Source organism: Rhodoferax sp. P1_F3, assembly GCF_056405715.1.
In genome coordinates, this window is record NZ_JBFUBO010000010.1 from 133117 (window position 1) to 155228 (window position 22112).

The 22112-nt window shown below is 62.7% G+C and carries 22 protein-coding genes and 1 pseudogene; 6 read left to right on the forward strand and 17 right to left on the reverse strand.

What is annotated here, in order from left to right; translation table 11 throughout:
• Nucleotides 1-3: 3 nt before the first annotated feature.
• From AC1DZ5_RS16875 to ylqF, 3 genes are read right to left on the reverse strand one after another with little or no spacing between them, the layout of a single operon-like run.
• A complete protein-coding gene (locus AC1DZ5_RS16875; RefSeq protein ID WP_477891118.1) occupies nucleotides 4-996 on the reverse strand; it encodes a catalase family protein in 993 nt (330 codons plus the stop codon).
• 12 nt (nucleotides 997-1008) lie between these two features.
• On the reverse strand, nucleotides 1009-1719 hold the full coding sequence (locus AC1DZ5_RS16880; RefSeq protein WP_477891120.1) for an SOS response-associated peptidase: 711 nt from the start codon (nucleotides 1717-1719) through the stop codon (nucleotides 1009-1011).
• 46 nt (nucleotides 1720-1765) lie between these two features.
• Nucleotides 1766-2740: a ribosome biogenesis GTPase YlqF gene (gene ylqF / locus AC1DZ5_RS16885; RefSeq protein WP_477891122.1), complete on the reverse strand. Its 975-nt coding sequence runs from the start codon at nucleotides 2738-2740 to the stop codon at nucleotides 1766-1768.
• Nucleotides 2741-2873: 133 nt separating this feature from the next.
• On the opposite strand from ylqF, the gene AC1DZ5_RS16890 reads away from it, so the two are divergent.
• The 4 genes from AC1DZ5_RS16890 to AC1DZ5_RS16905 all read left to right on the forward strand — a co-directional run bounded on the left by AC1DZ5_RS16890 (nucleotide 2874) and on the right by AC1DZ5_RS16905 (nucleotide 7980).
• Entirely contained in the window at nucleotides 2874-3275 is a 402-nt protein-coding gene (locus AC1DZ5_RS16890) for a response regulator (RefSeq protein WP_477891124.1), read from the forward strand.
• The gene (locus tag AC1DZ5_RS16895; RefSeq protein ID WP_477891126.1) at nucleotides 3272-5587 is read left to right on the forward strand and encodes a PAS domain S-box protein; all 2316 of its coding nucleotides are present in this window, start codon (nucleotides 3272-3274) and stop codon (nucleotides 5585-5587) included. Before AC1DZ5_RS16890 ends, AC1DZ5_RS16895 begins: the two co-directional genes overlap by 4 nt.
• Nucleotides 5584-7323 (forward strand): putative bifunctional diguanylate cyclase/phosphodiesterase, encoded by a 1740-nt coding sequence (locus AC1DZ5_RS16900; protein ID WP_477891128.1) that lies wholly within the window; start codon nucleotides 5584-5586, stop codon nucleotides 7321-7323. Before AC1DZ5_RS16895 ends, AC1DZ5_RS16900 begins: the two co-directional genes overlap by 4 nt.
• Nucleotides 7324-7446: 123 nt before the next feature.
• Nucleotides 7447-7980, forward strand: a complete 534-nt coding sequence (locus AC1DZ5_RS16905) for a hypothetical protein (RefSeq protein ID WP_477891129.1) — start codon at nucleotides 7447-7449, stop codon at nucleotides 7978-7980.
• Between the two features lie 21 nt (nucleotides 7981-8001).
• Here the strand turns inward: AC1DZ5_RS16905 and gshA are convergent, their stop codons facing one another.
• Nucleotides 8002-9543 (reverse strand): glutamate--cysteine ligase, encoded by a 1542-nt coding sequence (gene gshA, locus AC1DZ5_RS16910; protein WP_477891130.1) that lies wholly within the window; start codon nucleotides 9541-9543, stop codon nucleotides 8002-8004.
• Nucleotides 9544-9617: 74 nt separating this feature from the next.
• Between gshA and AC1DZ5_RS16915 the strand changes: the two genes are divergently transcribed.
• On the forward strand, nucleotides 9618-10841 hold the full coding sequence (locus AC1DZ5_RS16915; protein WP_477891132.1) for a GGDEF domain-containing protein: 1224 nt from the start codon (nucleotides 9618-9620) through the stop codon (nucleotides 10839-10841).
• A 1-nt stretch (nucleotide 10842) separates the two neighbouring features.
• On the opposite strand, the gene AC1DZ5_RS16920 is transcribed toward AC1DZ5_RS16915, so the two are convergent.
• Nucleotides 10843-11754, reverse strand: a complete 912-nt coding sequence (locus AC1DZ5_RS16920; protein ID WP_477891134.1) for an SDR family oxidoreductase — start codon at nucleotides 11752-11754, stop codon at nucleotides 10843-10845.
• Between the two features lie 119 nt (nucleotides 11755-11873).
• Between AC1DZ5_RS16920 and AC1DZ5_RS16925 the strand changes: the two genes are divergently transcribed.
• Complete coding sequence (locus AC1DZ5_RS16925) at nucleotides 11874-12728, forward strand: NUDIX hydrolase (RefSeq protein ID WP_477891136.1); 855 nt, start codon at nucleotides 11874-11876, stop codon at nucleotides 12726-12728.
• Between the two features lie 55 nt (nucleotides 12729-12783).
• On the opposite strand, the gene AC1DZ5_RS16930 is transcribed toward AC1DZ5_RS16925, so the two are convergent.
• The 12 genes and pseudogenes from AC1DZ5_RS16930 to AC1DZ5_RS16985 form a co-directional block, all read right to left on the reverse strand.
• Nucleotides 12784-13272, reverse strand: coding sequence for a GNAT family N-acetyltransferase (locus tag AC1DZ5_RS16930; protein WP_477891138.1), 489 nt, complete (start codon nucleotides 13270-13272; stop codon nucleotides 12784-12786).
• Nucleotides 13269-14222, reverse strand: a complete 954-nt coding sequence (locus AC1DZ5_RS16935; protein WP_477891168.1) for a tRNA dihydrouridine synthase — start codon at nucleotides 14220-14222, stop codon at nucleotides 13269-13271. Before AC1DZ5_RS16935 ends, AC1DZ5_RS16930 begins: the two co-directional genes overlap by 4 nt.
• Before the next feature lie 421 nt (nucleotides 14223-14643).
• A complete protein-coding gene (locus AC1DZ5_RS16940) occupies nucleotides 14644-15132 on the reverse strand; it encodes a nuclear transport factor 2 family protein (RefSeq protein ID WP_477891140.1) in 489 nt (162 codons plus the stop codon).
• A 134-nt stretch (nucleotides 15133-15266) separates the two neighbouring features.
• Nucleotides 15267-15773, reverse strand: coding sequence for an N-acetyltransferase family protein (locus AC1DZ5_RS16945; protein ID WP_477891142.1), 507 nt, complete (start codon nucleotides 15771-15773; stop codon nucleotides 15267-15269).
• Between the two features lie 13 nt (nucleotides 15774-15786).
• Complete coding sequence (locus tag AC1DZ5_RS16950) at nucleotides 15787-16308, reverse strand: M23 family metallopeptidase (protein WP_477891144.1); 522 nt, start codon at nucleotides 16306-16308, stop codon at nucleotides 15787-15789.
• Nucleotides 16309-16354: 46 nt separating this feature from the next.
• A complete protein-coding gene (locus tag AC1DZ5_RS16955) occupies nucleotides 16355-16672 on the reverse strand; it encodes a hypothetical protein (RefSeq protein ID WP_477891146.1) in 318 nt (105 codons plus the stop codon).
• Nucleotides 16673-16681: 9 nt separating this feature from the next.
• Complete coding sequence (locus AC1DZ5_RS16960) at nucleotides 16682-17077, reverse strand: hypothetical protein (RefSeq protein ID WP_477891148.1); 396 nt, start codon at nucleotides 17075-17077, stop codon at nucleotides 16682-16684.
• Entirely contained in the window at nucleotides 17040-17756 is a 717-nt protein-coding gene (locus AC1DZ5_RS16965; protein ID WP_477891150.1) for a hypothetical protein, read from the reverse strand. The genes AC1DZ5_RS16960 and AC1DZ5_RS16965 overlap by 38 nt, the downstream gene beginning before the upstream one ends.
• Before the next feature lie 390 nt (nucleotides 17757-18146).
• The gene (gene ahpF, locus AC1DZ5_RS16970; RefSeq protein ID WP_477891152.1) at nucleotides 18147-19715 is read right to left on the reverse strand and encodes an alkyl hydroperoxide reductase subunit F; all 1569 of its coding nucleotides are present in this window, start codon (nucleotides 19713-19715) and stop codon (nucleotides 18147-18149) included.
• Between the two features lie 161 nt (nucleotides 19716-19876).
• Nucleotides 19877-20440 (reverse strand): alkyl hydroperoxide reductase subunit C, encoded by a 564-nt coding sequence (gene ahpC / locus AC1DZ5_RS16975; RefSeq protein ID WP_477891154.1) that lies wholly within the window; start codon nucleotides 20438-20440, stop codon nucleotides 19877-19879.
• 107 nt (nucleotides 20441-20547) lie between these two features.
• Nucleotides 20548-21837 carry a DUF3422 family protein gene (locus AC1DZ5_RS16980; RefSeq protein WP_477891156.1) on the reverse strand — a complete coding sequence of 430 codons (1290 nt, stop codon included), beginning with the start codon at nucleotides 21835-21837 and terminating at the stop codon, nucleotides 20548-20550.
• A gap of 20 nt (nucleotides 21838-21857) precedes the next feature.
• A pseudogene (locus AC1DZ5_RS16985) lies at nucleotides 21858-22112 on the reverse strand (tripartite tricarboxylate transporter permease); the annotation flags it as partial.

A 22112-nucleotide genomic window follows, 5' to 3' on the forward strand; every position in this document is an offset into this window, starting at 1 on the left:
AGGCTAAACCGCGCCGCGGCCCTGCTGGCTGACGAAGTACACGGCCTTGCGGGCGCGCATCACATCGCCCAGGGGGCGGTGCGCGGCCATGGCCTGCCAGGGGTCGAACACGGCAGACTCCACCTCTTTGGCAAAGGCCTGGGCCACGGCGCCACCCGTGTCTTGCATCGGCAGCGTCAGGCGCGCCACGGTGGTGTACGGCGTGGGCCAGTTGACCGAAGCATCCTCAATCGGCGTCAGCGTCTCGTTCACATAAGGCTGCAGTTGCAGGTCCCACTGCAGCGCCTTCTGCTGGAGCCGACCGGAAAACTCGGCACCCCAATCGTCTTGCGTGCCCTGCACGCCCGCACCGTTGGCTGCGGCGGGCACCAGGCGCACGCGCACGGCAAAGGGCCCGCAAGCGATAGGCGCCGCGCTGAACATGGTCTGCGCCGCAAAGCCGCCAAAGGGCTTGGTAAAGGTCTTGATGGTTTTCAGCAATCGCGCAGGCCCGCCCAGCACGCCATAGCGTGCAAACAGGTGCTTGATCAGGGCACCACCGCCTTTCGAGGCCGCCACCACAAAGTCCACGAATTCGCCGCTTTTGGGAAATGCAAACACCTCCTGGTTGATCAAGGCGAAGTCCTGGCTCTTGCAAGGGCCGCCCAGGGCCGACTCACCCTGCACACCCAGCACCCGGATGGAAAACCCGCGAATGTCGGGCTTGCGGTCGCTGGCACGGTCCATGCCGCCATTGGACAGGCGCACCCATACGGGGTAGCTGGCCGCCTTGGCAAACAGGCCCTGCTGCGCAAACGCGGGCAAGCCGTTCAGCACTTCGAGCTCTCCCTGCACCGCGAGCAACTGCTTGCGGTGCAGGGCGCGGCCGTTGCCGTATTGTTTGGACTTGCGCGCCTGCAGCTCGGCAAACTGCTGGCCGTAGCCCGCGTAGAGCTGGTCTTCGTTGGGCGCGATTTGTTCTTTCCAATCGGTGCTGGGCGTGAGGGACTGGGGCATGGAGAGCCTTTCCTAAAAAAGCGGCAGGGTTTGCGGTGGGGCGGGAATATCAGGGTTCAGCGGCGCAGGTGCGGCCGTCAACTCGCTGGCAGGCGCGGCGCGCATCAGGTCCAGGGCCTGCGCCGGGCTGGCGTTCAGCCAATCGGCGTAGTGCGCGGGCGGCACGATCACGGGCATACGCTTTTCTTCGTCGGGGCGGTGCATGCGGCCGGTGACGGCATGGCCATCGGCATTGACCGTGAGCACCGTGAAGCTGCCCGACTGCGCGTCCGAGGCGGGGTCGGTCCAGCGGTCCCACAGGCCGGCCACGGCAAAGGGCTGGCCATCGGCGCGGCCTATACGCCAGCGTGTGGGGCGGCCGCCGTTGGCGGGCGCGTCCTCCCAGCAAGGCTCAAAAAAGCATTCCATCGGCACCAGCACCCACTGGCCGGCTGCCCAGGCGCTGCGAAAGCTGGGCTTGCTAGCGGCCGTCTCGCTGCGTGCGTTGTAGGTCTTGCGGCTGATGTCGCGCGCTTGCGCAGCGTCAGAACACCAGTGCGGCACCAGGCCAAACTGGGCCAGGCGCAGCGCCGCCGTGCTGGCACCTTGGCGGCGGCGTACCGCCACGGGGGCCACATAGCCGGGGTAAATATCTTGCGGCCACTGCCCCACAGGCGGCTCCAGCGGCCCCAGGCGCTCGGTCATAAAGGCCGGATTGGCAGCAGGCTGGAAGTTGATGCACATGGGTTTGCTATAAATTCAGGAGCTGTTCGCGCATATTCCACGAGGGCTAGAGGCCACTTTCATCCTCATCCTTCGCCTTGGGCGGCCGGGGGACTTTCTTGAAGCGGATCTGGCGGTCCAGCTCGATGGCGTCTTTCTTCAGCTGGCGCTCGGCGTCCAGCTTCTGGCCCGCGGCCAGCCATTGGGCGAATTCCTCAGGCGTCTCCAGGCTGACACGGCCCAGCACGGCGGCGCGGAAGTCGTGGATAACGATCTCGGCAGCTTTTTGCAGGTTGATCTTGCCGCCACTTTGCAGCGCGCCACGCTTGCGGCCCACGGCCTCCAGCAGTTGCTCGTCGCTCTGTTCCGCCACGCCGGTCAGCTTGTAGCGTGCCTCCAGCTCGGCCGCGTAGTGCTGGCGCAGGTAGTCCAGCAATTCGAGGGCCACCTCTTCTTCGTCAAACGCGTTCTTGCCGATGGCGCCGCTGGCCGCCAGGTTGTAGCCGCTCTTGGCCACGATGATGCGCGGCCACAGCACGCCGGGCGTGTCGTACAGGTAGAAGTCGTCCGCAATGGTGATGCGCTGCTCCAGCTTGGTCACGCCGGCCTCGTCGCCGGTTTTGGCCGCGCGCTTGCCCTTCAGCGTGTTGATGAGGGTGGACTTGCCCACGTTAGGAATACCGCAGATCAGCACGCGCATGGGCTTGGCCATGCCGCCGCGGTTCGGGGCCAGCTCGTGGCAGGCGGCCACCAACGCACGTGCGGGCGTGGTCATGCTTGCGTCCAACGGGAGCGCGCGCACGCCGGGCATGGCGTTGTAGTGCGCCAGCCAGAGCGCCGTGCGCGCGGGGTCGGCCAGGTCTTGTTTGTTGAGCACCTTGAGCGCGGGTTTGCCGGCGGTCATCTCGGCCAGCATGGGGTTGGCGCTGGAACCGGGCAGGCGGGCATCCAGCAGCTCGATCACCACGTCAATGGCCTTGATGCGGTCCTGGATCGCCTTGCGGGTCAGGTGCATATGCCCGGGAAACCACTGAATGGCCATGCGCGCGTTCTTTCTTGTGTAGGTGAAGGGTCAGGGCAGGATTGTCGGGCAGATTGGGGGCCAACCCGCATTCCGCCGAGCGGGGGAGCAGGCTACACTTTGCCGAACAAGAGGAATCAGGGGGCGTCCGCACGTGAATTCACTTTTAAGCGCCAGCCTGCTGCTGGTGGAAGACATGGAAGAGATGCGCAACATCGTGCGCCGATTGCTCGGCGCCATGGGGTTCACCAACATCACGCTGGCACGCAATGGCGAAGAAGCCTGGCGACTGATCCAGGCGCAGTCGTTCGACCTGGTGCTGTGCGACTGGAACATGCCCAAGATGTCCGGGCGCGAGCTGCTGGAGCGGGTGCGCCAGGAGCCCACCTACGCCCTGCTGCCCTTCATCATGATCACCGGCGAAAACGCGCAAAGCTTTGTCAAAAGCGCGATCGACGGTGGCGTGACCGACTTCATCCTCAAGCCCTTTACCGCGGCGCTGCTGGAGCGGCGCGTGCACCACGCGCTGGGCCTGCCACCGGTACCCAGCCCATGAGCCTGCCCCACGCCCCTGACAGCAGCGCGCCGCTGACCCCCGAGGTACTGAGCGAAACCCTGCGCCAACTGCAGGCAAGCGAAAGCCACCTGCAGGGCCTGCTGGGATCAGCGCCTGATTCGATCTTGGGCATGGACACCGAGGGTTTTGTGACCGACTGGAACCCCGGCGCCGAGCGCGTGCTGGGCTGGACACGTGACGAGGCCGTGGGCCGGCGCATGTCCGAACTCGTCATTCCGCATCGTTTTCGTGATGCACACGAGAACGGCATGCGCCGGTTTCTGCAGACCGGCCATGCCCAGGTGCTGAACCGCATCATCGAGATCGAAGCCTTGCACAAGGACGGCCACCTGTTCCCCATCGAGCTGTCAATATGGAACATCAACAACGAACGCGGCCAGGGCTTTGGCGCCTCCATCCGCGACGTGACGGAGCGCCGCAAGGCCCAAGAGTCACTGCGCAATTCCGAGGAGCGCTACCGCTCGGTGGTGGAACACCTGGGCGAAGGCATGTTTGTGGCGCAGTACAACCGCATCGTGTTTGCCAACCAGCAGGCCAGCCAGATCCTGCGCGTGCCCAACGAGAAAATCATTGGCTCCGACCCGGTGGAGTGGATCCACCCCGACGACCAAGCCGATGTGCTGGAGCTGCGCCAGCGCCTGGCCAGCGGCCAGGAGATTGCCCGCCACTACGAGGCACGCCACATCGGCCACGATGGGGTGGTGCGCTGGCTCAACATCCGCCCCACGCCCGTAGCCTGGGAAGGCGGCATGGCGACGCTGACTTTCTTCTCGGAAATCACCGAGAGCAAGCAAATCGCCGAGGCCTTGCAGCGGTCGGAAGAGCGCTACCGTGCAGTGATCGAGCACTCGGGCGAAGGCATGCTGGTCGTGCAGGATGGTCGCTTTGTGTTTGCCAACCACCGCGCCGCCGAGCTGGTACAGATGACGCGCGAGGACATGCTGCGTGAAGGCTACCTGCACCGCATCCACCCCGACGACCGCGCCCTGGTGGACGACCGCCGCAAGCGCCGCCTGGCCGGTGAAGACGTGCCCAACCGCTACGAGATCCGCCTGCTGCTGCCCGACAACGTGGTGCGATGGATCGACATCGGCGTGACCGTCGTGCCCTGGGATGGCACGCCGGGCACACTCACCTTTTTCTCTGATATCACCGAGCGCAAGCAGGCCGAGGTGGACCTGCAACGCACGTCCTCTGAACGCGAGGCCATTTTGCACAGCGCGCTGGTCGGCATCGTGCTGTCGGTGGACCGCAAGCACCAGTGGGTGAACGACAAGTACGCCGAGATGGTGGGCTACACCCGCGAAGAACTGCTGGGCCAGTCCACCGCCATGGTGCACACCGACCTGGAAGCCTGGGCGCGCTGGGGCGAAGAGCAACGCGTGGCCCTGCAGGCCACCGGCAGCTTCTCCAACGAGCGCCAGCTCAAGCGGCGTAACGGCGAGGTGTTTTGGGTGCAGATGGCGGGCAGCCGCGTGCGTGCGGCCGACCCCGACTCGGGCGTGATCTGGACCCTGCTGGACATTACCGAGCGCATCAAGGCAGAGCAGAGCACGCGCTTCGCGCTGGAGCAGCAGAAGGAACTCAACGAGCTGCGCAGCCGCTTCGTGGCCATGACCAGCCATGAGTTCCGCACGCCGCTGGCCACCATCCTGTCGTCGGCCGAGCTGCTGAAGTACTACGGTGACCGCATGCCGGCGTCCGACAAGATCGACGTGATCCAGACCATCGAGAACGGCGTGCAGCGCATGACGCGCATGCTGGACCGTGTGCTGCTGCTGGGCAAGGCCGAGGCCCAGATGCTGGAATTCAAACCCACGCTGCTGGACCTGGTGGCCCTGGGCCACACCTTGGTGGAAGACGCCAAAACCCAGCACCCCGACTGCCGCTGCACCCTGGTCACCGACTTTGATGTGCAGCCCGCCACCGGCCTGTATGACGAGAAGTTGCTGGGCCATATTTTTGGCAACCTGTTGTCCAACGCCATGAAGTACTCCCCCCAGGGCGGCGAGGTGCGCTTCACCATGCGGCGCGAGGCCGATCAGGTGGTGATGCAGGTGTCCGACCAGGGCATTGGCATTCCGACCGAGGAAATACCGCACCTGTTCGAATCCTTCCACCGCGCCAGCAATGTGGGCGAGATCCAGGGCACGGGCCTGGGCCTGGCCATCGTCAAGAACTCGGTGGATCTGCACGGTGGCAGCATCCAAGTGGCCAGTGCGGCGGGCCAGGGCACCAGTTTCACTGTGCGCCTGGGCCATTCCGGTGGCGCCGAAGGGCCGTCTGCATGAGCGCCAGAATTGTGATTGCGGAAGACGAGACCGACATCCGCAACAACCTGAGCCTGCTGCTGCGCATGGAGGGCTTTACCGTGTTCGCCGCCCCCAACGGACGGGAGGCGCTGGAACTGATTCGGACGGAGCTGCCCGACATCGTGCTCAGCGATGTGATGATGCCCGAGATGACCGGCCACGAGCTGGTGCGCGCCCTGCGCGCCGATGCAGCCGTGGCACACATACCCGTCGTGCTGCTGACCGCCAAGGCCGACCGCGGCGATGTGCGCCAGGGCATGAATCTGGGTGCCGACGACTACCTGACCAAGCCTTTCCAGCGCGACGAGCTGCTGACCTGCATTCAGGCGCAACTGGACAAAGCCGCGGCCCAACAGACGGCCAGCAAACGGCGTGTGGAACAGGCCCACCACCTGCTGCACTACGACCCCGCCACCGACCTGCCCAACCGCGCGCACTTTCTGCTGCTGCTTAACGATGCGCTGAGCGCCCCGCCAGAGCCGCAGGAGGCACTGGTGCTGCTGGTTGTGGGACTGGACAACCTGGCGCAGATGGCCCAGGTGCTGGGCGCCGGCCCGCTGGATGCGTGCGTGGGTGCTCTGGCACGGCGACTGGCTGCACTCACCCAAACCGCCCCCATGGCCCAGGCCGGGCGCTGCGTGCTGGCGCGCCTGGGTGACGACCGGCTGGCTGTGCTGGCCCCGCGCTGGCCTGAGGGTTTGTCGCACTCCGTCATCGCCAACCACCTGCTGGGCGCCATGGCACAGTCTGTATCGGTGGCGGGCGATGAGCACTTCCCCACCATCTCGGTGGCCGTGTGCACGCAAATTGCCACCGACGACCGGCCCGAGGTGGTGCTGGCGCGGCTGGACCTGGCGCTGGCCGCTGCGCGTGCGCAACCGGGCCAGCACATTGCTGTGCACGACGCCAGCGCCGCACCCGACCTGAGCTCGGCCTTTCGCCTGCACAACGACCTGCACCGCGCGGTGGACCGGCAAGAACTGGCCGCTTTCTTCCAGCCCCAGGTGCTGGCACAGGGCGGTGCGGTCAAGGGTTTTGAGGCGCTGATGCGCTGGCAGCACCCCACGCTAGGCCTGGTGTCGCCCGCCAAGTTCATCCCCATTGCCGAGGACAACGGCCAGATCGTGGGCATGGGCGCCTGGATGCTGCAGCAGGCCTGCCAACAGGCCGTGGCCTGGCAGGCGCTGCGACCTTCAGGAGCGCCACCGCTGCGTGTGGCTGTCAACCTGTCGCTGCGCCAGTTTGGTGACCCGCAGCTGTTCCGCCACGTGGAGGCGGCGCTGGAAAACTCGGGCCTGCCCGCACAGCAACTGGAGCTGGAAATCACCGAGGGCACAGCCATGCTGGACCTGCACCACACGCTGGAGTTGCTGCGCCGCTTCAAGGCTATGGGCCTGAAATTGGCGATTGACGACTTTGGCACCGGCTATTCGAGCCTGGCCTACCTCAAGCGCTTTCCGCTGGACGTGTTGAAGATCGACCAGTCGTTTGTGCGCCAGATTTGTACCGACCGCGACGACCAGGTGATTGCCCAGGCCATCATCTCGCTGGCACACAGCCTGGGCCTCAGCGTGATTGCCGAGGGCGTGGAAACCCAGGCCCAGCACACACTGCTGCAGGACATGGGCTGCGAGGAGATCCAGGGCTATCTGCATGGCAAACCCATGCCGGGCGCGGACGTCGCCGGTTGTCTCAGTGGCCACGCGGCAGGCTGAAGAGCTGCGCAACTTAGGCAGCTAGCTCTAGGATAGACGCAGGATTTAAGGTGCCTTCACTAGGCGGCCTTTGGAGAATGCAAGGCAGTGCTTTCTATTCAACCTACCTTGCAGGAGTTTTCCATGGCCAACAAAAAGCTGTCCACCGTCACCAACGAACTGATCGAGTCCTACGGCAACACCGCCAAGAACGTGATCAACGCCTACCGCGTGGGCAATGCCCGCGCCGTGGGTTATGTGGACCAGTCCTGGGCCGCTGCCGTCAAGAAGGCCGGCAATCGCATCAGCACCGAAGTGCGCACCAATGCCTTGGCTGCCCAGAAGAAAGTCACCTCGCTGTACACCCAGGGCGTGACCCTGACCACTGACGGTGCCGACACTGCGGTGAACAAGGCTGTGGCACTGGCCGGCAAGGGCCTGGAACAAATGGCAGCCAACGCCAGCCGCTTTGAAAAATCCACCGGTCTGACCACCCTGAACACCATTGCAGTAGCCGCTGTGCCCGCAGCTGTGGCCGTGAACAACGTGGCGTCCAAGATCGAAGCCAAGAGTGGCGCGCTGGTGAGCAAGATTGCCGGCTCCAAGACCAAGGCCAAAGTGGCGTCTGCAAAACGCGCCGTGGCCAAGACGGCCACACGCGCTCGCAAAGCCGCCTAATTCAGCGGCGGCGAAAGTCGATCAGGCCAGCACGGCCTTGATCGACTGGGCCTGCAACCTGCGCGGAGCCAAATACTCCTGCAGGTAGATGCCAAAGGGCATGGTGTCGGCCGCCTCAATCGCGCGTTGCGCATCCCACGATTTCTGTGACTCTGCAGCAAAGCCGGCCGCTGCGTCCGCCGCCACCGGCGCTTGCAGCATGGCCGCACGCGTCTGCTCCGACTGCGCCCGCACAAAGGACACGAACGAGCCCTCATGGCGCTCCGTGATCTCGCGCAACACGCGGGCTGAGGGTAAGGTGTCGGGGTGCTGCAGGCCGTGCTCTGCAGCGCGCAAGGCGTCCTGGTACTGGCTGCCGCCATGGGTTGCGTCCAGCGCCTGCGCGTAGGGCAGCATGCCGCTCAACAGCTCTTCGCCCCAGGCCTTCAACTCCACCATGGCATCGCCGCGCTGCAGTTGCAAACCAGGCTCGCGGCCCCGCTCGGCCACCGCATGCTGGTTGCGCGCGACGGCAGCAATTTCCTGCGGCGTATCAGGCGCGCTGACCGACGACAGGCAGTGCAACAAAAACACATCCAGAAAGCGCATGGTCTGGCTGTTGATGCCCACCACCTCGAACGGGTCCAGATCCATCAGGCGCACTTCCACGTACTCCACACCGCGCTCGCGCAGCGCATGCAGCGGGCGCTCGCCCGCAAAGGTGACGCGCTTGGGGCGGATGGTGCCGTAGAACTCGTTCTCGATCTGCAGCAGGGTGGTGGCCAGCTGGTTGTAGCTGCCGTCCGCAGCCTTCACGCCAATGGCTTCGTAGGGTGCGTAAGGCTTTGTCAGGGCACCGTGCAGCGAGTGGGCATAGCCCTCCAGGCTGTTGTAACTCACGGCCAGGGACGACTGCGCATCACTCTGATAACCCAGGCGCCCCATGCGCAACGAGGTGGCATAGGGCAGGTACATGGTGCCGCTGCTCAGGGGCTGCAACTGGTGTTGGCGCCCGGCCACAAAGGACGAACACACGGCGGGTGAAGCGCCAAACAGGTACAGCAGCAAAAAGGCGTGGCGGCGGAAGTTGCGAATCAGCCCAAAGTACTGCTCGCTGGACACATCAGGCAGCGACCAGTTGTAGTGGATGCCCGAGATGGTTTGCATGCGTCGGCCGTAACGGTGGCCCAGACCCATGCGGTACACGCTCTTGGATTGCCCTACGTTGGAGCTGCCGTACTGGCCAATAGGGATGGCATCGTCTTCGGGCAAACAACAGGGCATGCTGGACACCCACAGGCGCTCATCGCCCATGGCACGCAGCGTGAACTGCTGGATCTGGGTGAGCTGCTCCACACAGGCATCGGGGTCGGCGTGCACACTGGTGATCAGCTCCACCTGGGATTCGCTGAAGTCGGTGGTGATGTGCGGGTGGGTAAGTGCCGAGCCCAGGGCCTGGGGGTGCGACGTCATGGCCAGCAGGCCGCTGGGCAGCGCACGCAGGCTTTCCTTTTCCACGCCCCGGCGGATACCGCGCAAACGCTGTGCTGTCAGGGCGCTCAAGGCCACTTGATTACTGTCCATGCCTAGGGGCCCTTCCTCTTTCTGTGGGGCGCAAAGGTACCACAGGCCGCCATTTATTGCTCGCGGATGGAATAATGCCGCCGATGGATACCTCGGAACTCATTGTCTGGTCCTGCATGTTGGGGGGATTTCTCACCCTGACCATCGTGGCCCTGTCCGACCTGGTGATCAATCCCACCGTGGGTGCCTGGCGCGCGCTGGTCTTTGTATTGCTGACCGGCTGGAGCTGCGTGATCATGTCGGGCCTGGCGGGTCAGCTGTTTCCTGAGATTCCTGAACTGACCATGGAGGTGATGAAAGTCAGCATGGCGCCGCTGAGCGGTGCGCTGGCGCTGACCTACCTGGGCCTCTGGCTGGGGGTGAAGCGCGACGACCGCGCGGTCTACCGCAGCATGGTCTTCGTCTCCCTGGGCCTGATTGCGACCGCGGTGGTGGCTACGGCGTATGTCTTGTATGGGGACGACCCCCATAGCACGTCGCCCCTGCTGGTCGCCGGCATGTTGAGCACACTGGGCGCCTTGGTGGGGCTGGTGATCACCATCCGCGCAGCCCTGCTGGGTGACGATCTGGCACGCTGGATGGTGTTGGCCTGCCTGTTCCTGGTGGCCATGGTGGTGGGCATGTTCGGGCAGGCTTTGTCGCCCGGCGCGCTGAGCTGGCCCCTGACGGCATTGATCGCGTTTTGCACGCTGTGCCACTTCTTGCTGATCACGGGCCTCACCGTAAAGCGCAACCGCGTCAACAAGCAGCTGATTCGCCTGACCAAAAAAGCCTCCGGCACCGACCCGGCCACGGGCCTGCACACCGGTTCGGTCCTCGTATCCAAGGTAGACGATGCCTTTTGGCGCAGCGCCCGCCTGAAGCGGGAATGCGCGGTGGTGTGCCTGCATCTGGGCAATTTGTATGAGCTGGGTGAGTCCGCCGGGCACGGCGTGGAGCAACAAATCCTGCAAGCCATGACGGCGCGTATCCGGCGTGCGGTGGGCTTTCGCTACGTGGTCGGGTTGTACCACCCGCGCTGCTTTGTGGTGGTGATTTCTGCCGTGAAGAACGCGCAGGAAGTGGAGCGCATGGTGCTACGGCTGCGCGCCGTGCTGACCCGGCCGCTGAAGATTTTGGGCATCAAAGATGCCAACCACACCTTCCAGCCGCGCTTCGGCATTGGCATTGCCCACAAAAGTGCTTTGGAAACCGACCCCACGGCCGTGATGGATGTGGCCGAGCGGCGCGCGCTGGCGCAGTCAGGCGCCACACGCGTGCCGGAAGAGGCGGCGCCCACCGCAGCAGGTGCGCTGTAGGTCAACGCGCCAGTCGCGCGGACGCCCTGCTCACCTCTTGTGCGCCCTGCGCTGCACCGCTTTGCGGCACGGCTTCGCCATTGCGATCCAGCGCCTCCGACAGCTGGGCGGCCAGACGCTCCGGGCTTTGCGCATCCAGGCCGATCCAGGTGCCCTGGGTCAGCGTGATGTGGGCCGCTTCCACACTGCCGGCACCGGCACACAGCGTGGTGCGGGTGGGCGCATCCTCACTCACCAGCACCAGCATGGCGGGTACCACGGCTTCGGGCATGAGCGCCTCCAGCACGGCGGGCGGCATCAGGTCTTCGGTCATGCGTGTGGCGGCTGTGGGGGCCAGGCTGTTCACGCGGATGTTGTTCTTGGCGCCTTCAATCGACAGGGTTTGCATCAGCCCCACCAGCGCCAGCTTGGCCGCGCCGTAGTTGCTCTGGCCAAAGTTTCCATACAGGCCCGACGACGACGTGGTCATCAGGATGCGCCCGTACTTTTGTTCGTTCATATAGGGCCACACGGCCTTGCAGCAGTGCACGGCGCCCATCAGGTGCACGTCCACCACCAGGCGGAAGTCGCTCACCTCCATTTTGGAGAAGCTTTTGTCGCGCAAGATACCTGCGTTGTTCACCAGAATGTCCACACGGCCCCAGGCGTCCACTGCCTGCTTCACCATGGCCTGCACCGCCTCAAAGTCGGTGACGGACGCACCATTGGCCATGGCTTCGCCACCGGCCGCCCGTATTTCGGCCACCACCGCTTCGGCCGCCGACAATGAGCCGCCCGAGCCATCACGTGCACCGCCCAGGTCATTCACCACCACCTTGGCACCGCGGGCGGCCAGGGCCAGCGCATGCTGGCGGCCCAAACCGCCGCCCGCGCCCGTTACGATGGCCACACGGCCTTTGAAATCCAGATGCATTGCTTGTCTCCTCGGGTTGTTGGATCAGGCTAGGGGCTTGTGCGTATAGCCCCTGCCAGCTGCACGTACTTTAATTCAAGCAATCGCTCACTAAAAAACACAAGAGAAAAGACAGTCCCATGCATGACATGCTTGAACCCGCCACTGGCGCGCCGCGCGATGCCTCCACCGTGGTGCTGCTGCGCGATGGCCCAGCAGGCCTGGAAGTGTTTTTGATGAAACGCAGCGGCCTCTCAGACACCTTTGGTGAGGCCTATGTGTTTCCCGGCGGCAAGCTGGACGCGCATGACAGTTCCCCCGCCGCCGTGAGTGCTCTGGATATGTCCGCCGAAGTGCTCGCCCAGCAGCTGAGCGAACCTGAAGTTGGTGGTGGCATTGCGGCCGGCCTCTATGTGGCAGCGCTGCGCGAGCTGTTTGAAGAGGCTGGCGTGCTATTGGCCGCTGGTACCACGCGCCCGGCGAGCCCTGAGCCCCAAGACTGGCAAGCCTGGGTGGCAGCATCGGGCCCCATGCTACAAGCCAGTGCACTGGTGCCCTGGAGTCGCTGGATCACACCGCGCATGGCGGCTCTGAGCAAAAAGCGCTTTGACACCCGCTTCTTTCTGGCGCGGGCGCCCGCGGACCAGGAGGCCAGCCACGACAACTTCGAGACCACGGCCAGCATCTGGCTTACCCCCAAGGAAGCGCTGCTGCGCTACCACCGTGGCGAGATTGAAATGGCGCCGCCGCAGATCATGAGCCTGGCACACCTGGCGCGCTATGCCAGTGCCGCCGAGGCACTGTACACCGCACGGCAACAGACACCGCCCTGCGTCTGCCCGGAGAACTTCAGCGACAACGGCGAGGTCATCCTCTGCTACCCCGGCGACCCGCGGCACTCGGTGCCCGCACGCGCCCTGCCCGGCCCCACGCGGCTGGCTATCCGCAACAAACGCTTTGTGCCAGTAGAGGGACTGGAGAGCTTGTGGGCCTAGCGTCCGGCGCCGCTTGCTACGAATTCAGGAGCTGCTCGCGCAATATCGACGGGGGCTAGAGGCCTATTTGGCATGTAAACAGCTGCTCTGTCACCTCTTTGCCCCACTGCGTGCCCTGTTGGCTGCGGGTCAGCGTGAAGCCATGCTTTTCGTACAGGTGCCGTGCCGCGTGCAGGCCATCAAACGTCCATAGGTGCACCTGCCGGTAGCCACGCGCCCGGCAAAACGCCAGGGCAGCTTCCAGCAACTGTGAGCCCACGCCCTGGCCGCGTGAGGCGTCTGAGGTGATGAACCAGCGCAGGTGCGCGCCGGACTCTGCAGCGTGCGATCCATCAATGGCAATGGAGCCATGGATCACGCCGTCTTGTTCCGCCAACCACAGGCCGTCGCGGTCCGGCTGGTAGTCCAGGCAAAACGCCGCCAGACCGGACGCCACCTTGGCTTCAAACGACACACCAAAGCCTGCGGTGCGGGCGTAGTAGCTGGCGTGTAGCTCGACGATGCGGCCAATGCAGCTGGGGCGGTAACCGAGGTGAATGTTCATGGCTGGGGGATTCTTACGCGCATCCAAGCTTCCACATCGCTGGGTTTGACCAAGGTGCGCATCTCGTCAAACGCCGTCTGCGCCTGCGGGTAGTGGCGGCGCAGCAAGTTGAGCCATTGTTTCACGCGCCCGGCCTGCTGTTTTTTCTCCAGATGGGTCGTCGCTATTTGCCAGAAGGCGTGCATCAGCGGGCCCATTTGCTCCCAGCTCCAGTCATCGCCAGGCTGGGCGATGCTGCCATCTACCGTGCCCATGGCAGTCAGAACACTGCGCGCCAGCGCGGGGCGCGCCACGATGCCGCGACCCAGCATGACGATGCTGCAACCGCTTTGCGCCACGGCCGCCTGTGCGTCTTCCACGGTCCAGATTTCTCCGTTCACCGCCACCGGCACCCGCACCGCTTCGCGCACATCGGCCACACGGTCCCAGTAGGCCGGGGGGCGGTAACCCTGCGCCTTCGTGCGCGCGTGCACCACAATCTCGGCTGCACCACCGGCCTCCAGCGCCCGCGCGCAGTCCAGCGCCAAGCTGTCGTCGTTGTAGCCCAGTCGCATCTTGGCGGTGACGGGAAGGTGGGCCGGCACGGCCGCGCGCACCGCGGCCACGATGGTGTGCAGGATCTCCGGGTCTTGCAGCAGCGTGGCACCGCCACCATGCCGGTTCACCACCTTGGCCGGGCAGCCAAAATTGAGGTCAATGCCGGGCGAACCCATCTCGGCCAGGCGGGCTGCGTTCTCAGCCATACACACCGCATCCGACCCCAGCAACTGCGGCCACACCGGCACGCCGGCAAAGGTGCGCGCACCATGGGCCAGCTCGGGCACCGTGCGTAGCAAAGCCTTCTCCGACATCAGCGAGTGCGTGATGCGAATGAACTCCGACACGCACTTCTCCACCCCGCCCACGCGGGTCAGGATGTCACGCAGGACAAAGTCGAGAAGCCCTTCCATGGGGGCGAGGTAGATACGGACAGGCACGGAAATGGATGTAGATGCTGCAGACAGGCGATGGCCCCATGGAGCGTGTCCGGCCCATGAGGAGGTTAGGAGCCACCCGCATTGCGGATGACTTCCATGAGATCAACACGCAAGTTTATTGCGGCTTCGGCCGACCTGGTGAACCCCGAGCGCGCAAAGCCCAAAGCTTTCGCGGTCTTGCCGAGGTAATGCGCAATACGTGCGAGGTGCAGTGCCCCTCGGGGATTTAAAGAAGCGGGGTCGACTTCGTCAGCCAATGCCAGGAAACTATTTGGAAAAGCCCCATACCTAGCAATGAATTCAACGCGGCTCTCTGAAGCGGAAAAAGTTGCTCAGATAGCAACTTAAAAAATATCTGGCGATTCATGGCGCCTCTCGATGCGACATCTATTGCTCAGCGTTTGGTCGCAGGATCCCAGTGCTCGGCAATCTTTCCGTTTTCAATACGGAACATGTCGAACCAAGTCGTCGTGTACTTCTTCGTGGAGTCCTTCGGGTCGGGCAGTTCGCGCACAAAAGACAGGACCACGAAGTCGCCATCTGCAACGATCGAAACCAGCGGCGCCTTCACTTTCGCCTCAATAGCCTTTGGTTTGCTGAACTTCTGAAAGAACTCGACAAAAGCGGCTCGGCCCGTCGGTACGTCCGGGTTGTGCTGAATGTAGGACTCGGCCATGTATTTGTCCGCAAGCTCCATGTGCCCGCCTTCAAAAACCTCACGCCAAAAGTCATAAACCAATCGCTTGTTCGCGGCCGACTTGGTGTCGCTGCTGGCCAGCAATTGCTCGTGGTTGGGATTCGGGGACACCGCAACCTGGCTGTAGCCGACACCAGGTACGGCCAAGATTGCGGCGACGAAAACGGACGAAAGGAAAAACTTCATGAGAACTGACTCCGGGTGTTGATTGCAGCACTTACCTTAATAGATGCGTGAAACCTGTCCAACGAACAAGGTCGTTTGAATGATGGTAGTGCTCTCCGGGAGAGCTTTGCTTCTGCGGGTTAGCGTTCGAGGTGTTAGTCCACAACGAGACTTTTGTGCATGACATAAGCGTCAACGTAGCCCATGCGGCTGTGCTTGAAGGCGCCAGGTAGTGTGCCGACGATGGAAAAACCAAGTTTCTGCCACAGACGCACAGCAACTACGTTGGTGGAAACGACCAAGTTGAACTGCATGGATCGGTAGCCCAGCGCGCGCGCCTGCGCTTGTGAGTGTTCGCAAAGCGCCGCAGCGACACCGTGGCCGCGCGCGGACTCAGCGACAACATAGCCGCAGTTGCAGACGTGACTGCCAAGCCCCGGTTGGTTTGGCTTGAGGATGTATGTGCCAATGACAGTGCCAGCGGCAGTTGTGGCAACGAAGGTAGCCTGAGGAAGTGTGACCCATGTGTTGTGAATCTCGGCCTCGGTACTAGTCGGAGAGAAGGCATAGGTGTCTCCGGTTGCGAAGACCGATTGTAGGATCGGCCAGAGGGACGGCCAGTCCGGGGATTGAAAGGGTCGGATTGAAAACATGGTTGCCATTGCGGCCTAACGATTAGGCGCCAGCTTGCAGCAGAGCACCTGGATCTAGGAAGAACATTTTCTTCCACCCTTGTGTCTCTGAACTAAAGCGCCATGGCAGAGGGATGAGCGACACAACTGAATAGTGCAGATGTGGCGGCTTGCCTGCGGCGTTTCCGCTAGTTCCAACCAAACCTAGCACCGCCCCCTTGGCAAGGAAGCGGGGCGACGGATCGGCATCGGCCAAGTGTGCGTAGTAGTGCACTCTCCATTTCGGCCCTAGGACCGCAACCACGTTGCCACCAATACCGAGGCGACCTTGATAGAGGACAACACCTGGGACGGCGGATACAACATTTCTACCTTGGTGTGCGAACACATCAATACCTTTATGCACGCCGGAAATTCCCCATGGCTCATACCAGAATGACTTTGGATTCCAGTCTTTCGAGGTGGCGCCCGCTACAGGAATGCGGGGTTCCTCAGGAATGGCGAAGCCAATGCCTAGCAGCAAAGCGATGGCAGCAAGAAAGGTATACAGACGGCGATGCTTCATCTTATGTCGTGGCAAAGATTTGACGGGCGCTGCATAGCGACAGAATTTAGCGCCGTTTGGCCGCAGCACTTGGTTGGGAAAGCCTGATTGAACACCAAAGTAGCGTACAAAAAACTACAGAGAATAAGATGCAAGCGTCCAGACTTTTGGGCGGCGCTGCCAACAGATCGCTCAAAACGGCATACGGTACAACGGGCGACCAAACGAAGAACGCGGGAAAGCCGCTGAACGGCACATGAGAATGGCCTTCGTAGTGCGGCCACTTTATGTATAAAACGACTGCGGCACCGGCCAGCAGATAACTGATGACCGTTGCAAGAACGATGCGTACTGGTCGGCGGTGATAGAGCAGTTCAAACTTCATGGGGCCGGATCAATAATCAGCATTGACCAAAAGAAATTTCACGAGGCAGCCAGCGTGAATCAGAGCCAGCCCGTCCATCTGATAGCGGTCGACACGAAAAGCCAGACTGAAGAACTGATCGCCGTCCAGCATTGTGCCCTTGAAGGTATTCCATCGCTCCTGCGCATTGCCAAACGGCACAAGCTTGCCCGTCTCTCGAATCTGAATCATGTGCTTGGCTTCAATATCCGCAACCGTGAACGGGCCTTCAACGGTGAAGCTTTTGTCAGCCTGCAGCTCCGCAAAAGGTTTTTGGTCGCCGACGCACTCAGCCCCTGACACCGCAAAAGCGGCCGGGCCACTCAGCACGGCAAAGAGTACCGCTGCGCTACAGGTGAACTGTTCCGCTGGTCCAAAGCGCCTCATATGTGTCGCGCACCCCTGCGAAAGCGTCTGTAATCTGAGTAAGGGTCGTCCCGGCCTTCTTCGCACCGTCCTTGAAGGAAGCCCCTGACTGATAGCACTCAGAGCCATCGATGAGCACGTAGCGATCGTGCAGCCCACCAGACGAGCGCACCGCCGCAGACAAACCATGTTGTGCTGCAAAGAGCCCAACCGCTGCAACTAAGGCCGGAATCTTCTCCCTACCAAGCAACCTCACCGCTGCTCCCTTCGCGACGAAGGGCAAGTAGCGGGGGACGAACTCAGCGTCGAGGTAGGGGTCAACAAAGAGCACGTCGGTTCGTGCAAGTTCGACGACACGGCGAAGCTCATCAAAGTACTCAAAGACACCGCCTTTTGCTACAACCACCGAGAGCGGGCCGGTAGTCTTCATTCGAAGGTCATGACGAGCTTGGTGCAGCATCACCAGCACTCCGCGCATAGCGGGCGTGTAGTCTCGAGCCATTGAGGAGCTCAGGCGCCCGACGTAGCCATCGAAGAACATAGTCGCTTTCGCGGGGTTCCATGCATGAACCGCTGCTGAAGCTCGACCGAGCCAAGCAAGCACATCTGAGTCGTCGTTGCCCAGGCTCTGCGAAGGAGGCATCGCTCGCAGAACGTCCTCGATTTCGAAGAGCAACTGATCGAGAGGCAGGTTATTCATGCGCGGCCTAACGAATGAAAGGGACTTCCCCGTCCCGTGCAAGCCGCGACCCGTCAGGGTTGCGGTTAACGGCAACTGAGTGCCATGGTGGGAAGTGCGAACTTTTCATCAACTTGTCCGAGAGAGGATGTCATCGCAATCGTAACGGCTGGAATCGATCTGGCAAAGAACGTCTTTGCCGTTCATGGCGTCGATGCAACAAGCAAGCCCGTGCTGACGGTGGCTGCCGGAGGCACAACAAGTCCGCTTGACAGCTTATCAACGATGTCGCCAATCAATACGCTACAAAAACCATAGCTGCTCGCGCAATGAGAAAGGGCGCCGCAGCGCCCTTTCTCATTCAAACCCAACGCCTCAAAAAGCTCAGCGTCAACGGGGCAAGTGATCCGCTTATTGCCGAATCAAATGGTCAAACGCACTCAACGCCGCCTTCGATCCCTCGCCCGCCGCGATCACGATCTGCTTGAACGGCACGGTGGTGCAGTCGCCCGCCGCAAACACGCCGGATGCGTTGGTGTGGCCCTTGGCGTCCACGATGATCTCGCCGAACTTGCTGAGTTCAATCGTGCCCTTGAGCCATTCGGTGTTGGGCACCAGGCCGATTTGCACGAACACGCCTTCCAGTTCCACTAGGTGTTCCACGCCGGTGGCGCGGTCCTTGTACTTGAGGCCGTTCACCTTGCCATCGGCACCGGTGATTTCGGTGGTCTGGGCGTTGGTGTGCACGGTCACATTGGGCAGGCTGTTGAGCTTCTTCACGAGCACGGCGTCGGCCTTCAACTGGTCGGCAAACTCGATGACGGTGACGTGGGCCACGATGCCAGCCAGATCAATGGCGGCTTCGATGCCTGAGTTGCCGCCGCCGATGACCGCGGTGCGCTTGCCCTTGAACAGCGGGCCGTCGCAGTGCGGGCAGTAGGCCACGCCCTTGTTCTTGTACTCCTGTTCGCCGGGCACATTGACATTGCGCCAGCGCGCACCGGTGGACAGGATGACTGTCTTGGCCTTGAGCGAACCGCCGTTGGCCAGCACCACTTCGGTCAGGCCGCCAGGCTGGGCTGCGGGCACGATCTTGTCGGCGCGCTGCAGGTTCATGATGTCCACGCCGTAGGAGCGCGTTTGGGCTTCCAGTGCGGCAGCAAACTTGGGGCCGTCGGTCTCCTGCACCGAGATGTAGTTCTCAATGGCCATGGTGTCGTTTACCTGGCCACCGAAGCGCTCGGCCGCCACACCCACGCGGATGCCCTTGCGGGCGGCGTACACGGCTGCAGCGGCCCCCGCAGGGCCACCGCCGACGATGAGCACATCGTACGGGTCTTTGGCAGACAGCTTGGCCGCGTCTTTGTCAGCAGCGCCAGTATCCAGCTTGGCCACAATTTCTTCGACCAGCATGCGGCCGTTGCCAAACAGTGCGCCATTCAGGTAGACGCTGGGCACGGCCATGATTTCGCGGGCGTTGATTTCGTCCTGGAAGGCACCGCCTTCGATGACGGTCGTCTTCACTTTGGGGTTGAGAATGGCCATGAGGCTTAGGGCCTGCACCACGTCCGGGCAGTTGTGGCAAGTCAGGCTCATGTAGACCTCGAAATTGAAGTCACCGCCATCCGCGGGGGACAAGGCTTTGATCTGGTCGATCACGTCCTGCTCCACCTTGGGGGGATGGCCGCCGCTCCACAGCAGGGCCAGCACTAGCGAGGTGAACTCGTGGCCCAGAGGCAGGCCGGCAAAGCGCAAGCTGGTGGCAGTACCAGCACGCTTCAGGGTGAAAGAAGGCTTGCGAGCGTCCTGTCCGTCATAGGCGACGGTGATCTTGTCGGTGCGCAGGCTCTGGATGGTTTGCAGCAGGTCGCGCATTTCCACCGAGTTGTCGTCCTCACCGAGGGACGCCACGATCTCGATCGGCAGCGTCACGCGCTCCAGGTAGGCGCCGAGTTGGGATTTGAGGGTGTCGTCGAGCATGGTGATTCCTTTTGCTATTCATTTGGTAGCTGCTTGCACACACTACACGCGGGCTACAGCCCAATTTGGGCATAAAAAAGCCGGACGGCCTGGCGCACACGCACCAGGACGCTGTCCGGCTAGTGAGCGCTCAAGGCGCTCTGCCGTCTTGCCGGATGGGCTTAGATCTTGCCGACCAGATCCAGGGAAGGCGTAATGGTCTTGGCGCCTTCGTTCCACTTGGCGGGGCACACTTGGCCGGGGTGGGCGGCGGTGTACTGGGCAGCCTTCAGCTTGCGCACAGTTTCCTTGACGTCACGGGCGATTTCGTTGGAATGGATTTCCAGCGTCTTGATGGTGCCAGTGGGGTCAATGATGAAAGTGCCGCGCAGCGCCAGGCCTTCTTCGTCGATGTGCACGTCAAAACCGCGTGTCAGGGCGTGGGTGGGGTCGCCAATCAGGGGGAACTTGGCCTTGCCCACGGCGGGAGAGGTTTCGTGCCACACCTTGTGGGCGAAGTGGGTGTCGGTGGTCACGATGTAGACCTCGGCACCGGCCTTTTGGAATTCTGCGTAGTGCTCAGCGGCGTCTTCCACTTCGGTAGGGCAGTTGAAGGTGAACGCTGCGGGCATGAAGATGAACACGTTCCACTTGCCCTTGAGGGTCTCGTTGGTCACGGTCACAAACTTGCCGTTGTGGAAAGCTTCGTTCTTGAATGGGACGACTTGGGTGTTGATCAATGACATGGTGGTTTTCCTCTAGAAGTTGCTGTTCTGAACATGAACAGCCTGAATCTTAGAGCCTACACACCATGTTTTGGTTTGATTGATCCAATGAACCGGATTGACTTTGCCTATGACGCCCGAAACACCCGGTGGTGCAGGCGACGCAGGGACCACCACACGGTGCCCGCCACCACCGGAATGGCGGCCGCAGCCGTCAGCTCCGGACTCCAGGGCCAGCCCCAGTGCTGCGCGGCCTTCGCCCAGTAGCTAGCCAAGCCGACGATGTAATAGGTAATGGCCGCTACAGACAGTCCCTCCACCGTGGACTGCAGCTTGAGCTGCATGTCCTGGCGGCTGTTCATGGTCGCCAGCAGGGCCTGGCTGCTCTGCTGCTGCTCGATCTCCACCCGCGTGCGCAGCAAGTTGCTGATGCGCGATACGCGCTGCGACAGCGCATCCTGGCGGCGGCTGGACCAGGCGCAGGTGCTGCGCGCAGGGGTCAGCCGGCGCTCCATGAACTCGCCAATGGTTTGCATACCGGCCAGGCGCGACTCGGCAATGTCTTCAATGCGTTTGTCCACCAGCTCAAAGTAGGCCGCACTCGCTGAAAAACGGGAATGCGTGGCCGCATGCTGGCTTTCTACCTGCCCCGCAAGGCGTGTCAGCCGATCCAGCAGCATGGGCTCGTCATCGCGCGTGGCACTGCGAATGGCCTCGGCCAGCTCTGCCAGTTCGCGCTCCGCCGATGCCAGCACCACCGAAGCATCGCGTGCCGCGGGCAAACCCAGCAGGGCCGCCATGCGATAAGTCTCGATCTCCAGCAGGCACTGCACCAGGCGCCCCAGGCGCCGCGGTGTGACACCACCGGCCAGCAGCACCATGCGAGAAAAACCGTCCGCATGCACCGCAAAGTCGGTGTACACCTCGCCAAAGCCATCGGCCACCGTGGAAGCCACCAGCGTGTCCTCGTGCAGCAGCTGGCGTATCCAGGGACCCGTGTCCACCTCGTTGGTGGACAACACCCACAGGTGCAGGCTGGCCAGGCAGCCGCCCGGCAGGTTGGCCAGCCACTGCTGGGGCACGGCGTTCAGCGCCAGCTCGGGCTCTCGGTCCGTGCCCACCTGGTTACTGATCGGGCGCATGAAGGTCCAGGTCACAAACTCGGTGTGCAGCTCCCAGCGCAGCCGGTACAAGCCCAGGTCCATGCGGATATGAATGGAATCCGCATCCGGCGCGGCCAGATGGTGGTCGCGCGCCAAGGCGGCAATGTGCGCGCGGCTAGCCTCTCTCTGCTCGGCATTGCAGACCATGACCACATGCGAGAGCGCCATGGGCGAAGCCATGGACTCGGGCGGGCGGGCGTGAACTTCGTTGTGAAGCGAGAGGCGTTGTGGGTGCTGCGCGGTTTGGATGTTCAAGGGAAGGACGGACTCAAAAATTAATCTTCAACAAACGCCTCTTCGCGCTTGGCCTTGATGGAAGGCATCAGCACCACGACCAGCAACAGCACGGCCGCGGCCAGCAGACTGGCTGACAGGGGGCGTGTGAGGAACACACTCCAGTCCCCACGGCTGAGCAGCAGTGCACGGCGCAAGTACTCTTCCATCATCGGCCCCAGGATAAAGCCCAGCAGCAGCGGAGCAGGTTCTGTGCCCAGCTTGATGAACAGGTAACCAATCACGCCAAACAGGCC

Bases quoted from the DNA above. Each gene is read 5' to 3' on its own strand.
- AC1DZ5_RS16875 (WP_477891118.1), bottom strand. From the start codon at position 996: ATGCCCCAGTCCCTCACGCCCAGCACCGATTGGAAAGAACAAATCGCG.
- AC1DZ5_RS16880 (WP_477891120.1), bottom strand. From the start codon at position 1,719: ATGTGCATCAACTTCCAGCCTGCTGCCAATCCGGCCTTTATGACCGAG.
- ylqF (WP_477891122.1), bottom strand. From the start codon at position 2,740: ATGGCCATTCAGTGGTTTCCCGGGCATATGCACCTGACCCGCAAGGCG.
- AC1DZ5_RS16895 (WP_477891126.1), top strand. From the start codon at position 3,272: ATGAGCCTGCCCCACGCCCCTGACAGCAGCGCGCCGCTGACCCCCGAG.
- AC1DZ5_RS16900 (WP_477891128.1), top strand. From the start codon at position 5,584: ATGAGCGCCAGAATTGTGATTGCGGAAGACGAGACCGACATCCGCAAC.
- AC1DZ5_RS16905 (WP_477891129.1), top strand. From the start codon at position 7,447: ATGGCCAACAAAAAGCTGTCCACCGTCACCAACGAACTGATCGAGTCC.
- gshA (WP_477891130.1), bottom strand. From the start codon at position 9,543: ATGGACAGTAATCAAGTGGCCTTGAGCGCCCTGACAGCACAGCGTTTG.
- AC1DZ5_RS16915 (WP_477891132.1), top strand. From the start codon at position 9,618: ATGCCGCCGATGGATACCTCGGAACTCATTGTCTGGTCCTGCATGTTG.
- AC1DZ5_RS16920 (WP_477891134.1), bottom strand. From the start codon at position 11,754: ATGCATCTGGATTTCAAAGGCCGTGTGGCCATCGTAACGGGCGCGGGC.
- AC1DZ5_RS16925 (WP_477891136.1), top strand. From the start codon at position 11,874: ATGCATGACATGCTTGAACCCGCCACTGGCGCGCCGCGCGATGCCTCC.
- AC1DZ5_RS16930 (WP_477891138.1), bottom strand. From the start codon at position 13,272: ATGAACATTCACCTCGGTTACCGCCCCAGCTGCATTGGCCGCATCGTC.
- AC1DZ5_RS16935 (WP_477891168.1), bottom strand. From the start codon at position 14,222: ATGGAAGGGCTTCTCGACTTTGTCCTGCGTGACATCCTGACCCGCGTG.
- AC1DZ5_RS16940 (WP_477891140.1), bottom strand. From the start codon at position 15,132: ATGAAGTTTTTCCTTTCGTCCGTTTTCGTCGCCGCAATCTTGGCCGTA.
- AC1DZ5_RS16945 (WP_477891142.1), bottom strand. From the start codon at position 15,773: ATGGCAACCATGTTTTCAATCCGACCCTTTCAATCCCCGGACTGGCCG.
- AC1DZ5_RS16950 (WP_477891144.1), bottom strand. From the start codon at position 16,308: ATGAAGCATCGCCGTCTGTATACCTTTCTTGCTGCCATCGCTTTGCTG.
- AC1DZ5_RS16955 (WP_477891146.1), bottom strand. From the start codon at position 16,672: ATGAAGTTTGAACTGCTCTATCACCGCCGACCAGTACGCATCGTTCTT.
- AC1DZ5_RS16960 (WP_477891148.1), bottom strand. From the start codon at position 17,077: ATGAGGCGCTTTGGACCAGCGGAACAGTTCACCTGTAGCGCAGCGGTA.
- AC1DZ5_RS16965 (WP_477891150.1), bottom strand. From the start codon at position 17,756: ATGAATAACCTGCCTCTCGATCAGTTGCTCTTCGAAATCGAGGACGTT.
- ahpF (WP_477891152.1), bottom strand. From the start codon at position 19,715: ATGCTCGACGACACCCTCAAATCCCAACTCGGCGCCTACCTGGAGCGC.
- ahpC (WP_477891154.1), bottom strand. From the start codon at position 20,440: ATGTCATTGATCAACACCCAAGTCGTCCCATTCAAGAACGAAGCTTTC.